Annotated in this window: 9 protein-coding genes and 1 pseudogene; 3 read left to right on the top strand and 7 right to left on the bottom strand. The window is 43.1% G+C overall.

Annotated features, from left to right (window positions below; all coding sequences use genetic code 11):
• Positions 1 to 13 precede the first annotated feature (13 nt).
• From LDK34_RS00645 to LDK34_RS00620, 7 genes and pseudogenes are all read right to left on the bottom strand, one after another.
• On the bottom strand, positions 14 to 3,223 hold the full coding sequence (locus tag LDK34_RS00645; RefSeq protein WP_236941162.1) for an MBG domain-containing protein: 3,210 nt from the start codon (positions 3,221 to 3,223) through the stop codon (positions 14 to 16).
• A 75-nt stretch (positions 3,224 to 3,298) separates the two neighbouring features.
• Positions 3,299 to 3,370 (bottom strand): annotated as a pseudogene (locus LDK34_RS12665) (hypothetical protein); the annotation flags it as partial.
• Positions 3,367 to 8,142, bottom strand: coding sequence for an MBG domain-containing protein (locus tag LDK34_RS00640; protein ID WP_284144464.1), 4,776 nt, complete (start codon positions 8,140 to 8,142; stop codon positions 3,367 to 3,369). The gene LDK34_RS00640 and the pseudogene LDK34_RS12665, both read right to left, overlap by 4 nt.
• 338 nt (positions 8,143 to 8,480) lie before the next feature.
• On the bottom strand, positions 8,481 to 9,755 hold the full coding sequence (locus LDK34_RS00635) for a dicarboxylate/amino acid:cation symporter (RefSeq protein ID WP_017262451.1): 1,275 nt from the start codon (positions 9,753 to 9,755) through the stop codon (positions 8,481 to 8,483).
• 388 nt (positions 9,756 to 10,143) lie between these two features.
• Positions 10,144 to 11,241, bottom strand: coding sequence for a PTS sugar transporter subunit IIC (locus LDK34_RS00630; protein WP_225439132.1), 1,098 nt, complete (start codon positions 11,239 to 11,241; stop codon positions 10,144 to 10,146).
• 31 nt (positions 11,242 to 11,272) lie between these two features.
• Positions 11,273 to 12,268, bottom strand: a complete 996-nt coding sequence (locus LDK34_RS00625) for an NAD(P)-dependent oxidoreductase (RefSeq protein WP_178943408.1) — start codon at positions 12,266 to 12,268, stop codon at positions 11,273 to 11,275.
• Positions 12,269 to 12,297: 29 nt separating this feature from the next.
• Positions 12,298 to 13,485 carry an aminotransferase class I/II-fold pyridoxal phosphate-dependent enzyme gene (locus LDK34_RS00620; protein ID WP_178943407.1) on the bottom strand — a complete coding sequence of 396 codons (1,188 nt, stop codon included), beginning with the start codon at positions 13,483 to 13,485 and terminating at the stop codon, positions 12,298 to 12,300.
• A 559-nt stretch (positions 13,486 to 14,044) separates the two neighbouring features.
• Between LDK34_RS00620 and LDK34_RS00615 the strand changes: the two genes are divergently transcribed.
• Genes LDK34_RS00615 through LDK34_RS00605 form a run of 3 tightly spaced genes read left to right on the top strand, consistent with a single transcriptional unit; the run spans position 14,045 to position 16,728 of the window.
• Positions 14,045 to 14,872, top strand: coding sequence for an ABC transporter permease (locus LDK34_RS00615; protein ID WP_178943406.1), 828 nt, complete (start codon positions 14,045 to 14,047; stop codon positions 14,870 to 14,872).
• Positions 14,869 to 15,681: an ABC transporter permease gene (locus LDK34_RS00610; RefSeq protein WP_178943405.1), complete on the top strand. Its 813-nt coding sequence runs from the start codon at positions 14,869 to 14,871 to the stop codon at positions 15,679 to 15,681. The genes LDK34_RS00615 and LDK34_RS00610 overlap by 4 nt, the downstream gene beginning before the upstream one ends.
• 3 nt (positions 15,682 to 15,684) lie before the next feature.
• Positions 15,685 to 16,728, top strand: coding sequence for an ABC transporter ATP-binding protein (locus tag LDK34_RS00605; RefSeq protein WP_178943404.1), 1,044 nt, complete (start codon positions 15,685 to 15,687; stop codon positions 16,726 to 16,728).

Below are 16,728 nucleotides of genomic sequence, written 5' to 3'. Positions count from 1 at the left end.
TTAATTAATCATTTTAATCCTCGTCACGCTTGCGGCGCTTAAATCCTGCCAGTGCTAATAATGTTCCCAATAAACCTAAACCAACTTCTGCTGCTACAGTATTGGCATGTTCGCCGGTGTGTGGCAGTTCGGTCGTTTTTTCTGTATTAGCGAACGTGGGTTTCGATGTGACAGGACTTTCTGCGACGGATGGATCTTTTACAGAAATACTTTGATTATTCACATTGCTGGTCACAGCATCTGTAGCCGCACGTGACTTAAGCGTCTGGGTTTTCTGCTGAACAAGTGATTGTGTTGTTGCACTATTGTTTTGCTTCTCAGAGCCGCGTGACGCTGTTACAGATTGTTGAACGGCTTGACTGAGTTGTGACACATGAACCGATGATGAAGTGCTTTCCTGGTGACTTGTTGCGGAATCCTGACCCTGACCCTGAGCGGAAATATTGGCTTGCTGACTTGCTTGAGGACTCTGGCTCATGTTGGCCGATTCGGGGACATTGGTTGCCGGTCCCTTAACGGTTACTGTCGCCGTTTTCGTGACAGGATCACCAAAAATATAAATAACTGTATAAACACCGGGCTTTAAGGTATTAACGTTATCTGCGTTTTTAACAATTCCGTTTTGCATAATGAATTCTTGCCAGTTGACTGAGACACCACGATCATTTTTAGCATTGACGAAATTCATGCTTGGATTCCAGGTGTCTCCCTGTGTCAACGTAATATCAGTAACGTTGAGGTCAGCGTATGACTTGATGGTTAGTGGAGCCCCAAATGTCGTTACCGTGTAATTTTGAGCGTTTTTAACGGCAACATTAACATCATAAGTTCCTTTGTCTTCATTCATATTAGAACGCGTGTAAACGAGCTCATAAGGGTTTGAATCCAGCCACCCAACAACATCACTGGCATAGCTATCTGGGTCACCAAACGTTTTTTCAGCATGGTGCATCGTAACGGTTAGCGGAGCTGGTGTGACCTTGAATGTAACAACGGCCGGGCCACCAACAATATCAAAATTAGAATTAGCCTCGCGGAATTTTGACAATCCGCTTTCAGATAGTGAAACGGAATACTGACCAACGTCTTGGTTGTTTGCAGTCGGCGCTAAAATTGTAAAATCAGTTGCAGTTAAGCTAGTTGGCATTTTGATGAGGTTTGGAACATTGATTGTATAAACTGATGGGACAGGCTGAGCATTATACGTTTTATCGGCGACGACTGGTTTGAACTCAGCGGCGTTAACTTTAGCTTTTTGAATTGTATAAAGACCAGATGTAACGTCATCAAATGAATAGTCGATATTTTGTGCCTTTAATTTAGTGAGGCCAATCTTATTCAATTGAATTGTATATGTGCCTGCGCCTGTTAAATCGGCAGTACCCGTAATTGGGCTAATATCAAAATCATCGGATGTTAAAGCAGCTTGTTGCATGAAGGTTGGCATCGTTAACGCAAGTAGGTTATCCGGAACCACTGCTGGCTGACCGTCATAAACTTTCTGTGTGTTGCCAATCTTGATATCTGCAGTTGACACCGGCTTAACTGATACATATAAGGAACCTGTATCGGTTGCCACATCGTAATTGTTGGTTAGCTCGTCTTCATTATCAACAACAACTAGTAGCTCATAATGACCGTTTCGAATCTGAGTTGGATTGGATGCAATTTCAACATGGGCTTTCACCGAATCTGGCGAGATGAGTCCAGTAGTAGTGAATGAAAGATTCAGGTTTTGATCACCGACAATCTTGTGTTGATCCGTAGCTTTGAGAGAAAGCTTCTTTTTGTCAATGAAGTAAGTGCCTGGATGAACACTACTAATGCTGTAATTTTTATTGGCATCCTGAATCTTTTTTAAACCTGACGCAGCAATTTGAACTTGATAAGTCCCAGCCTGAATCAAATCAGAACTGCCTTTTATAACATTTGTGATAACAAAGTCGTTACGATTTAAATTTGTTGGCATTTGAAGATTTTGTTCACTTTGAAATTGGATTGTTGGTAATTCGGCAGTACTGTCATAAACCTTGCTAAATTTGACAATCGATACAGTCGCTTCGGCGGGCGTGATCGTAAAAATTCCGTCGGTATTGGTAATAGTGTAATTGCGTAATGTTTGTGAATCTGCATTCACTTGCGATGTGACGCTGTAAGTACCGACGGATTCACCGGCATCTCGACTAGTAGAAACGGTAATCACGTCCTTACCCTTTGTTCCAGTGATTGTAGCGGTTAGTTGTGGGTCCTTTTTGCCGAAAACCTTTGTCTTGTTAGTAGTGGTTACAATCAGATTAGCTGGCGTAATTTCATAATGACCTGAAAGGCTAGTTAAATCAGTATGGGTAAATGCAGTTCCAAGCTGCGTTTGCACATGTTGAATACCTGTGGAAGTAAGCTTCCATGTGTATTGACCGACGTTACTGTCAGTTGTCGGGTCAACGCTTTGGCCAGATTCATTGGTAAAGGTGTAATCTTCTGCGGCTAATAAAACATTTGGAACAGTGCCGTTGTATGCCGTATTTACTGGTTGAATATGCAATGTCGGCACATACTTGGATGAAATTGAGGCACCATCATAGGAGCTTGAAGATGATCCGGTTGTTGGCGTTGCTTTAAAGTCGATGGTGTAATAGTAGTTTGCATCATCATTAGTCGTGGTGAAGATACCAGTAGCATTTACTGGTGTCTCACTTAGCGTGTAACCGTCAATTTGTGCGGCACTCGTTGTGTATTGACTATTAAAATTACCACTCACAATCTTTGTAGCAGCAATTTTGTCAGTTGTACCCTTAATGTAATAGTTAGCACTAACAGTTTCTTGAAGGGGTACATATTCGTAATTAACTTCGGCGGTATTTGTACCAAACGTGCCGTTGGCATTTGCGGGCGTAGTGGCTAATTTATAACCGTCAACATTGGCCGCTGCGACTGAGTACTTGCCATCAAAGAAACCATTCACAGTCGTTGATGCTGCAACCTTACTCGTAGTGCCCTTAAGGTAGTAGTTAACGCTAACTGATTCCGGAAGTGGCGCATATTCGTAAATAACTGGCGCGTTAGTAATGCCAAATGTGCCAGTAGCGTTTGCTGGTGTCCCAACTAATTTATAACCGGCGATATCTTTAGAAGCTGTCGTGTACTGAGTGTTGAAGTCACCTTTTACTGTAGCCGGATCTGCGAGTGCGGTCTCTGTACCTTGAACAAGATAGCGAGACTCCACGGATTCATTATCGGCCGTGTAGAAGTAATCAACGTCTTTGTTTGCTGTGCCAAACGTCCCAGTGGCATTTGCCGGCGTTTCATCGAGTGTGTATCCAGCAACTTGAGCGGCAGGGGCCGCGTATTGAGTATTGAAAGTACCACTTATAATTGTTGAATCTTTAATCTTGTTGGTCGTGCCTTTAAGGTAATAAGGTAATAGTTAACGTTTACCGATTCTGACAGTGGTGTGTAGACGACGTTAACTGTGACCCCAGGGGTATCAGGAACAGCGGGCATGGTTTCTGGTAATGCATAACCCGGAATTGCCGGTAGGTTAACGCTAGACTGAATTGATTGACCAGGTGTGCCTGTGCCAAGCAGTCCGTTAGCAATTTTATTACCCTTACTGTCGACTGGCAAAACCGTGTAGTTAACGGTGTAATAGTAATTAACGGTGTTTCCCGTTGGGGCGTAGATACCTTGGGCATTGTCAGGTGTGGCTACTAACGTATAGCCATCAACGTCTGCAGCAGAAGTTTGATAATTTAAACCCGCGGCACCATTCGTAATGATTGAATCGACAATTTTAGTCGTCGTACCGTTGACATAATAATTAGCAGTGACAGTCGTATTTTGACGATATTTAACTGTTACCGACTGGTTTCCCTGATCCGTCAACGTATAACTGGTTGGTTGACTAGGTACAAGTGAATACCCAACGACAGTGGGCTGTTCAATTGAGATGGTATTTCCTACCTGTTGGGCATTAACTGTCTTAGCAGGAACAGTTGCCAGTTGATTACCGTCCTGATCAACATAAGATACTGTCACGACTGGCGTAATTGTCAGCGTTCCATCAGCAGTTGCCACCGTGTAATTAGGATTTAGGCCAGTGGTAACAGAAATTTTGTAGTTACCAGGTTTTTCTCCTGTTTCACGTGAAACGGTGTAATTTAATTGATCATTGTTTACAAGACCAGATACCGGGTTGCCGCCAATTGCACTCCCTGTTGCTGAAAATGTTGGATCATCATTTCCATATACTTTCGTGTTGTTGTTGGCTGTGATCAGAATTGGTCGTGGCGTAATCGTAAATGTTGCAGAATCACCAGGCACCAAGATGTAATTTGGATTAGGATTTTCTGCAGCAGATACAGATATTGTGTAAGTGCCAACGCTATCTTTGCCATCGGCGCTTGAGGTTCGTTTGACCTGATAAATATTGTCATCACCAATTACGATACCAATGTTAGGGTCACCGTTCAGTGCCTCAGGTGTATTAACGTTGAAGATATCACTAGGGTCAGGTTGACCATAAACTTTTGAACCCGGTTTCGGTGTAACGCGCACCTTTTTAGGCACAATAGTGAAAATGCCAGTTGGAAGTTCACTCAGATTAACATTACTAAAGTCGTACGTTGGGTTTGCTTGTCTGAGGGCATCCAAGCCTAACTGATTTAGTGACAACACATAAGTCCCAACATCTTTACCTGCTGTGCGGGTGAAGTCTGCTGATGTTAAGGAACCACTATTCATCAGTGTGGTTGTATTACCACTGACGTCGTTTAAAGTCACAGTATATTGAGTATCAAATTGATTATCATCGGTCGTTTTACCGTCGTAGACTTTTGAACCACTGAGGGTAACTTTGAGCCAATGTCCATATAATGTGACGTTACTAGAGCCAGTGGCAATGTCATTAAGGCTTGGCGTAGTCGTCGCAGTTGTTGTTTCAGAAGTGCTCCATCCGAGTAATGGCAAGTTGAAAACATTGAGTGAACTTTGTGTTAAGGCACGAACGGTGCTGTCCTTTTCGGCCGAAATAACTTGGTTAGGAATGCTTTGATTGTCTGGATCGTTAGGCACAAAGGTAACGCTGATGGTTGATTCTTTGGTTGCGTACCGTTCGGTGAAGGTTAACGTTTGATCGGCAGAGGCGGCACTGACATTAACTAAGTTATGATCGATTTTGACGAAGTCACCAGGTAAGTAGTTGTGCTTTTTGCCATCTTGATCCGTGTATGCCCATCCGAGAAAAACCTCGTCAGAATTTGCCGACCAATTAGCTGGTTCATCTGCCAAACGGATGGTAGTCCCTAAGCCATATTTACTGTTGTCAGAAACCGGAGATTTATGGCCGCTACCGACTTGATAAGCGATATTGAAATGCACAGCATCATAGGACCCGAAAACGTTGTAATCACGGGTAATTAAAAGTCCATTTTTAAGGGCAACAGCAGAGCCACCAACCATGTAGTTCCAGTTTAAAAAGCGGCCACGGTCAGGATCAATCGTGCTTGCGTTGTAGGTTGCTGGCGTCTTGGCTTCGTCATTTTGGGCGTAAACTTGTGCCAAACCAGTTAGCTCTTTACCATTAACCATGTCATTGTAATCGGCGTAGTAGTGGATGTGATAAGTTGACTCAGTCCATTTGGCGAATAACGTGACATTACGAGCGGGCATTGTTGAAAATTCTGGTTGCCCATTTTGGGTAAAAGGTTGTGTCCCATTGGCATCAACATACCAGCCATCGAAGACATAGCCAGCGCGTGAAGGTGTTGGGAAGTTGGCAGAGGAGATGTTGGAGCCAAATACGTAATCCCTTGAAGTAGGCGATGTACTAGGTGTCTGCTCGTCAAAAGAAAGTGTGTAGCGTTGACGATCATAGTACATATTGAAAACTTCGATGCCCTTACTGTTACGAATGCCGTCAACAGATACTTCTTCAGCAACAACTCCCGGAATCTGTTTGTAGCTAAGCGTAGATTTAGTTCCATTTGTCGGCTTAGAAATAATAAAATTATCTTCATAATCTGATAGCAGATTGTAGAATTTATTATTAAGAAAAACGTTAGTTGACGTTTGATGCTGAACGAGTGACTCTAAATAATAATGCGTTTCAGATTGATTGTAGCTGCCTGTGGTTAAAAAATTAGGAGTCATGGTAACGATGGCACCATCTCCGGACGTTGCTTTAGTCAGCATGTCTTGAGTTAATGCAACACGCTTAGTTACCCATAATACATTGTCAGCTCCCCCACTCCAGCCGGAAAAACGGGTGTTGTAATAATGATTGTCATCAATAAAATATTTTCCAGATCCGGTTACGATGGGCCAAATTGAGGAGAGATTTTGTCCATACTTTATGGCAATCGAGTACGTTCCATCGGAATTTTTATCGGCTTGCTGAACTGATAAATTATCGGTGTATATATAATAGTCAGGCCGATATGAATTATTCAAAGTATAATAATCATCGCCAAAATCAAAGTTAAACGTATAAGAGTTCAAGGCATAGTAAACATTGATGTTGGTTTGACCATTACCAAGAATCTGAACGTTTTGGTCAACATGGGCAAACTTATTGGCCGAGCTGACTGGGTAAAAAGTTGCAAAATTAATGGCGGCCGTTGGATCACTTTTTGCTTTTAACTGATTGAAATGTTCGTTTCGTTCGTAGTCAGTTAAGGTGACCTTTGAGTCCGTCAGTGCCGTGTCATCAGCCTGTACTTTGCCAATGACATCGTACGTTGTTTTGTCGTCAGGGGTGGCATATGGCTGCCCATTTTGGTCGAGCTTTTCAATCCAGTACACAATGTTGTAATGAACTTCTTGCGGATCCCAGACACCGTATAGGTCGGTATCGTTATTGATGATCGTTGAAAAGTCGAAGGCATTGCCAGGTTGAGTGTAGTTTGAACTGTTAACCCCAGTGCTCTTAGTTGTCCAACCGATGAACTTGTAGCCGGGACGGCTGACAGTTGGTTGCTTAGCTAAGGATCCGGTTGGAACTAACTGTGGATCAACGGGCGCACCATCTGTATGAAAAGTTACGGTGTGAACATCAGCAAAATAACCATTCAATTCAAAATCATGGGTAACTTTGTCGACACCGAACACATATGCGTCCGGTGCTTCTTTTTTCGCAAGATGAATTTTATTTGCATCAGTATTTGCATCGTACCAGTAGACAAAACGTTGTCCGTTGCTGGCAACTGGGACTTTTGTTGGTGCTGAAATAGTCGTGTTTTCCGATGCTGTTTCGGTTGCATCGGTGCCTTCAGTATCCGTTCCGTTATTTCTTGGATAGTTGAATTTGACATTAAATAATCGCGTAAACTTGGGAACAATCGTGGCATTGTTAAATACGGGTTGCGAAAAGTCGAATTTAGTTCCACTGATGCCATCAGAAGTTTTGTAGAACCAGCCGTCAAACTGTTCAGTACCGCCACGGCCATCATTTGGAACATTCATGATAGGGTCCGCCATATCGTCAGCGGTGCCACCTTTAGTAATGGTGTCCTGTTTCGTTGAGCCGTCTACATTTTGAAAAGTGACAGTGACATTGTTAGCAGTTTCGTCTGAGGATTTGGGATCTTCACTGACAAACTCCAAGTTAACTGCTCGGCTAGTTGTTTGTGAAACGTTCGCAACAGACGATGGCTGTTGTGTTGGGGCTGAAGAGGGCATACTTTCAGCACTGGGCGTGTCAACTGCAGATTCGCTTGTTGCCTTGGCCGTGGTGACATCCGCAGAAGTACTGTGAGCCACCGCTGAGCTATTTGCTTGAGTCTTGCTTAACTGATTGTTTTCAGTACTGGTGTTTGCGAGCGAATGATTAGCGACGTTTGAGTTGTTTGATTGTGAACTAATAGACGCCGCACTATTTTGTGAATTTTCACTCGTAGCCGACGTTGCTTGTGAGGCGGTATTTGAAGAGGATGTCGCACTTTTTTCAGTGTTTGAAACGACTTCAGCAATTTGCTGATTATTATTTGGTGCTGACGTGGTGTCCGCACTGGCTTGACTCATGCCGACAAGGTTGGCAGTAGCAAACGATAGCATCGTCACACCGGCAACTAACCAGCCATGCTTTGATTTGAACATTTTGAAATGAACTTTATGAGTTATTTGAGGATTAAAGTTGTGACGATGCATAGAAATCTGTACCTGTACCTTTCTACCGCATAATTAAGAAAAAATGCGTACAAACGACATGATGTTGCTAGTTTCGGAACTAATAACAGGTATTATACACGATAAATTTAGCCAAGAAACAATTTAGTACGTAAGTATTAACACAAAACTTTAATTTTAGCTAATGAAACGTTTACGTGGTAAACATAAAACGCTTACATCACTGCAGCAAGAGGAATGCTGTCACTCTTATGAAGCATTAAAACTGGCTAAAAAAAACACAACAAAAAACGTTAGATTATACGCTTTTAGTCAGCACGTAATCTAACGTTTTTTAAATCTATAATGTGTTTTCAGCGTTAATTCGAAATTTTAGCCATATAGTCGGTATGCTTTTCGCTGTCGAATTCCTTTTCAGACTTACTAATTACAACAGTTGCCAAAGAATTTCCGACCACGTTTACGGCTGTACGACCCATGTCGACGATTCGGTCAATTCCTGCAATGAATGTTAACCCAGCCACGGGGACACCGATGGTTGAGATTGTCGCCAGTAACACGACGAACGAAGCCCCAGGCACACCGGCCATTCCCTTGCTAGTTATCATTAGAACCACTAACAGGGTGATTTGTTGGCCAATCGACAAGTTGATATGGTAGGCCTGAGCGAGAAATAATGCCGCTAAGGATTGGTAAATGGCGGAACCGTCTAAGTTAAAGGTATAGCCGGTTGGGACAACAAAAGCGACAATCCCCTTGCTGACGCCATAGTGTTCGAGCTTATCCATTGTTTTCGGCAGGGCTGATTCAGAACTAGCTGTGGTGAAGGCAAGGATAATCTCGTTTTTAATCACTTTGAGCAACTCGAACAAGTTGATCCCGAATCCTTTAGCAACTAGTCCCATCACAACAACGACAAAGAATATCATGGTCAGGTAAGTGACTAAGATGAACAATCCGAGCGGAGCTAACGCAGTTAATCCCATTTGTGCAACGGTGGCACCAATTAGGGCACAAACGCCGATTGGTGCCAGATGCATAATCCAGTTTGTGACTTTAAACATAACGGCGGCCACGGCATTGAGAAAATCGACGATGATCTTGCCAGGTTCGCCGATTGCAGCCGTGCCTAATCCAAAAAATACGGAGAAGAAGATTACCGGCATCATGTTGCCTTCACTTAAAGCGGCAAAGAAATTAGTAGGAATAATATTAAGCACAGTTGCCCAAATACCACCTTCAGAAGCGTGTTTTGCTGTTTTTACGTACTGAGAGATGTCAGTCTTGGGCAGGTCATGAATGTTGATTAGACTGCCAGTTCGAGTAATGTTACCAATAATTAGACCTAAAATGATTGCTAAAGTTGTCATGCTGGCGAAATAAAGCAATGTTTTACCACCAATACGACCAAGTTTGCGAATATCGCCCATGTTGGCGATGCCGACTGTTAGGCAGGAAATCACAATTGGCAGAACGATCATTTGAATTAGGCCAATAAACATTGCACCAATATTGGTAAATGCGGTAATGGCTGGTTTTGAATGATAAAAAAGTGCGCCAAGGACAATTCCTAGAACTAACCCGATGCCAATTTGCCAACCTAAACTTATTCGGAATGTGCGGTGTTGCTGCATAAGAAAACCCCCGATTATAAATGTGAAAAAGAAAACTAATCTTTATACATACTATCACGAATAATTAATGGGATTCAGCCTTGAAAAGTTCGGAAATATATGTATTGTATTTCGATTCTGTGAAACCCGAACTTTCATCATCGAGCAGTAAGATCATCTTTAAAAATACGAACATTCATTGTGGAATTTAGCATTTATACACTAATAAACGAAAAAGGTGAATCAAAAAAGATGACTCGTTTCACGTGAAACGAGTCATCTGGTTAAAACTTTGTTATTGATAAGAGCTTACAGTAATTTAGCGATGTGTAAACGGTCTCCATTGCGGTTCTTACGGAATATTCAGTATTAAAGACAGCGTCACGTCACAGCTTTTTGAAAATCATGGTTAGAGTGGTAATTTCAGGTAATCCGGTTTGACCAAATGCAGTCGATTTACGAAGATCACTTTTAAGACTAAGGCCAAAGTGATTGGCAGAATAATGAATACTAATAGTACGCGAAGGCCGACATTTGTGCCAGCGGTAGTTTGCAATGCAGTCAAGGGTCCAATTAATCCGGAGAGCCCAAAGCCAGCGGAAAACGCAGTTCCACAGACGCCCAATATAGCCGCAAAGGCGCCCATGATACCAGAACCCAGCAGGATTGGAATGAACATCACCGGATGAGCTAGCATATTGGCCATCTGAATTTTTGGTGAACCCACAAAATGAGCAATGGTGCCACCAAACGAATTTGCGGACGCCCCCATGGCTGCTAAAGCGAAGCTGGTTACGATAATGCCAGCGTTAGCTGCACCAGAACCGATGCCGGTCAAACTAATGGCCGTTGCAATACCAACCGACGATAGAGGAGACACAATGAGAAGTGCAAAAATCATGCCCAACATGGCACCCATCATTATTGGCGTCAGTGTTGTGGCCGTGGCGACCACCTGCCCGATGGCCGTTTGAATGCCAACCATAGCAAGCAAGGTGAGCAGGCCAATTGAGCCACAAACAAGGACGACTAGGGTTGGTTCCAAGATTAAGCGTAGTTGTCCCAAACGTTTATGAATGACAAAAATAAAACTTGCTGTAACGGTTAGTACAAGCAAAACGTTAAGAATAGCACCAGTACCAGCTATTGCCAGGCCAGTTTTTGTGGGCTTAAGGACGCCGGCAGATACAAATGTGGCACAGCCAAGTGCAGCAGTATCAAGAACATCAAATTTAAAGGCGTGGCCAACAGCGAGGGCCGCAATGATGGGTAATAGGCTTTGAATGACGGTGACCATCATTAACAGGTTACGGGTCAGGCTGTTTGTTCCAAACAATGGGATGATTTGAGAGGTTAATGCTGCCGGGATAAGGGCAATGATGATTCCCAGACTAGTGCCGTTTAAAATGGCGAGAATAAATGTTTTGAATTGGATCATTTCACGTTTGATGGTGGTCATTAGGCCGGTTGCTGATAGTGCAGGGGATGTTTCTTCGGGTATTTTCATCGGCAGGCTCCTTAGTTAATGGTTAGGCTGATTATTCGACGCTGTGTTCCGTTGGTCGACCAGCAAGAATGTCCTGAACATCATTCAATGAGATATCAACCATGTTTTGGACTGCAATATTAGTGAAAAAGGCGATGTGCGGCGTGATGATCACGTTATTCATGGCGTGCAGCTTGGCAATGTTAGGTTGTGACTCGAGCCCGTCTTGCCGATGGTCGGCATTAAAGATCTTCTCCTCACCAGTTACTGTATCGAGCATGGCAAACGCAAGTTGGTGGTTTTCAAGAGCGGTTATTAAGTCATTCGTATTGATGACTGGACCGCGACTAGCATTTACAATGCCTGCTGTTGGTTGCATAAGGGAAAAATCGTTTGCGGCGATCAATCCTTCCGAAGTTGGATTCAGGTCGACGTGCAAACTGACGACATCGGATCTTGCCAATAGGGTTTGTTTATCAACGTAGGTCACGAGCGGCTTTAACGCTTCACGTTCAACCACATCATAAGCTAAAACAGTTGCACCAAGCGCGTGCAGTAGTTTAGCTAAAGTACCGCCAATTCGCCCGGCACCAATAATGCCGATGGTAGCTGAGTGAATTTCTTTAGCCTGTAAATTAGCCCAAGAGTAGTTATTTTCGCGGACCTGAGCATCAACCAATGGCGCTTTCCGTAATACACGGAAAATTTGCATGAGGGCGTGTTCGGCAACACTGCGTGGTGAGTAAGCAGGAACGTTGGTAACGAGTAATCCGGCCTTATGGGCCGCTACCACGTTAATCATGTCAACACCGGCTGTTCGGGACGTCAGTTGTTTGAGTCCCATGTCAGCTAATTGTTGGTAGACGCGATCATCGTCAATGCGATTGCGTTGTTGGATAACAATGCCGTCAAAACCGTTAGCCTGGTCAACAGTTGACGCAGATAAGGCATCCGTCGTTGTGTGAATTTCGAGGTGTTCACGTTTCGCGTGATCTTTGATAGCTGCCATTTCGTCTGATCGGACTGAATACATAATGATTTTTGTCATGTGAGTGACCTCCGTTTAATCCTTAAGGTTTAGTGAGTTTCCATATAAGTTGTGAGACGGGCCATGGCCGTCTTTAAGTTTGTCATTGAGGCAGCGTAACTAAGACGCAGGTAGCCTTCGCCACCGGGTCCAAACGCTGCTCCTGGAATGACAGCCACTTGACTGGTTTGAGCTAACGAAAGGCAAAAATCGTAATCAGTCATGTGCAAACGTTCGGGGATTTTCGCGAAGATATAGAATGCGCCTGCCGGTTTAGGGATAGTGAAGCCGAGCTTTGTCATGGTGTTATAAACGAAATCACGTCGCTGTTTGTATTCTGCCTTCATGTTCTCGGTGTCATGACGGCCCTGTTCTGTTCCCAATGCTTCAGCAGCTGCTGCCATAGCCGGATTAGAGGCTGACGTTACCGTAAAGGCATGCATTAAATTGATTCTGCCAATTAAAGCTGCCGGGCCAGCGAGAATACCAACACGGTATCCTGTCATGGCATGTGATTTTGACACACCGTTTAAAACTAATGTTTGTTCCGGCAGGTAGTGTGCAAATGAAACGTGAGGTTGACCATATGTCAATTCAGAATAAATTTCATCGGAAATCACAATGATATTGGTGTCACGAAGCACATCCGCTAAGGCTTCTATTTGATTGGCAGTATAAGTGACGCCCGTTGGGTTAGACGGAAAGTTTAGCATGATAGCCTTGATGTCATCACCATATTCATTGATAGCGGCTTGCAGTTGCTGGGGTGTGAGGACAAATTGGTTAGGTTCTGTGTTGATGGGGACGACTTCGGCACCGTTGAGTTTAATAATTGGCTCGTATAAGGGAAAGGTTGGCCCCGGAAGCAACACTTTATCGCCGGGATTTGTGACGGCCCGGAGTGTGTCAGAAATAGCCTCAGTTGCGCCAACGGTAGCAACGATTTCTGTTTGCGGATCATACTGAATCCCATAACGATCTGCTAAAAAATGTGCAGCTGCTTCGCGTAACTTTGTGGTCCCAGGAACTGGCGCGTAATGGGAATCATTGTCCTCAATGCTCTTAATGGCCGCCTGTTTGACGTGCTCAGGGACATTAAAGTCCGGTTCGCCTAACGTTAGTTTGATGATGTTGGGGATGTCGCTAACTTCGTGGTCAAAGCTGTGAATCATATCTGGCTTGATAGCTAGTAGCTGGGTGTTTAAACGTTGTGCGAGATCTCGTTGTTGTGTTTGCATATAAAATATCCTTTCTAAACTTTGGCTCGATGACAGTGATAATTGAATTGAAAACAAGAAAAGCCCCCAGCGTGTCGTTAAACACCTGGGGGCTTAAATCATCGATAAACAACTGATGACCATACACGCAGATGTTTTATCCATCCGCATGGCCACGTTAAATAATGGCTAATTGGATGAATTTCCAAAAAACCAAAAATAAAACGCATATGTAGTTTTGACAGTTGTTGTTGTCATCATTAGTAAGCTTCCTTGAATTAAAGATTGATTAGAATACTAATTTATTTTTCATGACGTGTCAATGAAAAGTTTAATAATTGCTGACCAAACGGCTGGCAGGTTAGCAAACAAATTTGTAAAACCAATTAAATATATTTATTAAAAATGGCCAGAGCAGACGATGCTCTATTAAGTCGAGTGCGAGCTAGCGGAATTCCAGTACAATTAATTTTTTTATAGTCAGGCATAAAACACGTTCAAAGGGCCGCTTTTATCCTAACATTGTTCGTTTACTGATGATAAGATGACTTCATCAATTTTTTGAGGAAGGTTTTACATCGTGAGGGATAGACGAATCAGTGTGGCACTGTTACTGCCGAGTTTGGTTGGAATTATATTGTTTTTGATTTTTCCAGTTGTTCAGTTGGTGTTACCAGTGATTTTCGGAGTAAAAAGTAATGAAACATATTTTTCATTTTTAAAGGCTACATACAACCAGCAAATTATTTTCAGAACGATCGGCATTGCATTTGTAACCACCTTGGGTTTGCTAGTTTTAGCATTTCCATTTGCGTTTTGGATCGCTCACCAAAGAGTGAAAGTTCGTAAATTACTGTCGCTTGTCATTTTGTTTCCAATGCTCACTAATGCAGTTGTTAGAAACTTTGCTTGGATTCTAATCCTTGGACGTAACGGGCTAGTCAATACATTGTTAATGGATCTGCATATTGTCAACCAACCAGTTCGCATTTTATATACGAATACGGCTATTGTGATTGGGCTTATTTATTTGTTTTTCCCCGTCATGGTGACGATGCTGATTGACTCAATCGTATCACTGGATCAATCAATTGATGAGGCGGCCGCAATGTCAGGTGCAGGTCCGTTAACACGGTTTTTCAAAATCACCTTACCGCAGTTAACGACCAGCCTACTGACTGGCAGTATCTTAGTTTTTGCAGGCGCAATGACAGCCTATACGACGCCACAATTACTAGGCGGTAACAGTAGTTTAGTTTTGTCGACGTTGTTATATCAGCAATCCATGACACTGGGGGATTGGCGGGCCGCAAGTATTGTGGCATTGACGCTGATATTGATTGCCTTAGCAAGTCTATCAATAACAAAAGTCATTACTAAGCGGATTTCGGGAGGTAACGAAGTTTGAGACAGAAAAAACACTGGTTATTGACGTTATATGGTTACTTGATGTTGCTACTACTGTTGCTCCCGCTAGTTTTAGTTGTTGTCACTTCATTTGGTTCACAGGCAGCTATTACTTTTCCGATAAAGGGTTTCACTTTGAAATGGTACGCCAACATATTGTCACAACCTGACTTTGTGACAGGTTTCAAAACAAGTTTTGCAGTCGCTGTTACTGCAAGTTTCTTAGCAATTGTGATTGGAACGCCAGCGGTTTATGCATTAACGCGCCGTGGTATTCATCATGCTAACTGGTTTCAAACAGTTTTTCTGTCCCCAACCTTGATTCCAGAGATCGTTATCGGCTTTGCACTATTTCAAAGTTTAGTTATTGGAATCAAGCTGCCGCTAATGCCAGTTCTTATCACAGGGCACTTTTTACTCAGCGTGCCATATGTAATTAGAATGCTAACGGCTAGGTTATTGCTGTTTGATCAGACTATAGAAGAAGCCAGCTGGTTAAGCGGAGCATCGAAAATAAAAACTTTTTTCAGGGTAGTGATTCCGAATATTTCAGGCACGCTCCTCGCTATTTTCATCATGTGCTTTATTAATTCATTCAATAACATTCCCATTACGCTATTTTTGAACGGCCCGTCGTTAACAATGTTACCAACTGCTATTTTGAATTATTTGCAAAATAACTATGATCCAACCGTTTCAGCAGTGTCAGTAATTTTAATGTTGTTGACGGGTCTCATGATGTGGCTGATGGAGCGGATGAATGGATTAACACATGTTAACGAACATCTGAATCAGAAAGGACAGAAATAAATAATGCAGGCAATGCAAGTTAAGCACTTATCAATGTCGTATGAGGATGGTAAAAAAGTGCTGACAGATATCAATTTTTCAGTTAATGCGGGTGAACTGGTTTCGATTCTTGGTCCAAGCGGATGTGGGAAAACGACTACCTTAAGAATCATTGCGGGACTGCAGCGTCAAACAAGTGGGAATGTTGCGATTGATGAGCAGTCAATTGACTCGGTCCCCGTTTTCAAACGTAATATGAGCATGGTCTTCCAAAACTACGCTTTATTTCCTCATTTGAGTGTGTTTGAAAACGTCGCATTCGGTTTAAAACAACGCGGTATTGGCAAAACAGCTATTCGCAAACGTGTGGCCGAGATATTGTCTCTAACAGAGCTAACGGATTTAGCTAATCATCGCCCACACGCACTTTCCGGTGGTCAGCAACAGCGTGTTTCACTAGCGAGAGCCTTAGTTGTTAACCCAACGTTACTGTTACTGGATGAACCACTTAGCAATTTAGACAGGGCACTGCGTCTGTCCCTACGAGAAGAAATTCGCCGACTACAGCAAAAATTAGGAATAACTGCACTTTTCGTTACGCATGATCAAGAGGAAAGTTTTGCAATTTCTGACCGCGTCATTGTTATGAATGGTGGTCACATTGAGCAAATTGCGTCCGCACAAACCGTCTATGCTCACCCAGCGACAACGTTTGTAGCAAAGTTCATCGGATTTGAAAATTTCTTCAACGTAACACGGCAGGTGAATTCAGATGAGTATTTAAGCGGTGAAATGCACCTTTACATGGCCGAGAAGACAACTAAACCAGCGGTTCGTCTTTGCATTCGACCTGAAAACATTCGCTTTGATACCAGCATGAATACGCAACAGAACAGTCTTAATGGCATTATTTGCGACAAAACGTATCTTGGCCGCGCATATCGCTATGTTGTAGCGACAGACCATTTAGGCCAAATCAAGGTGGATTCAGAAGGGGCTACGCATCAATTAGGAGACGCAGTACGACTGACATTACCGTCCGACAAACTCATTGCATTGGCAGAATAG

This window comes from Furfurilactobacillus milii, from assembly GCF_021654115.1.
In the GTDB taxonomy this organism is placed as follows: Bacteria; Bacillota; Bacilli; order Lactobacillales; family Lactobacillaceae; genus Furfurilactobacillus; species Furfurilactobacillus milii.
The sequence above is the reverse complement of the archived record's forward strand: the minus strand, read 5'-3'. Positions and strand labels throughout refer to the sequence as shown.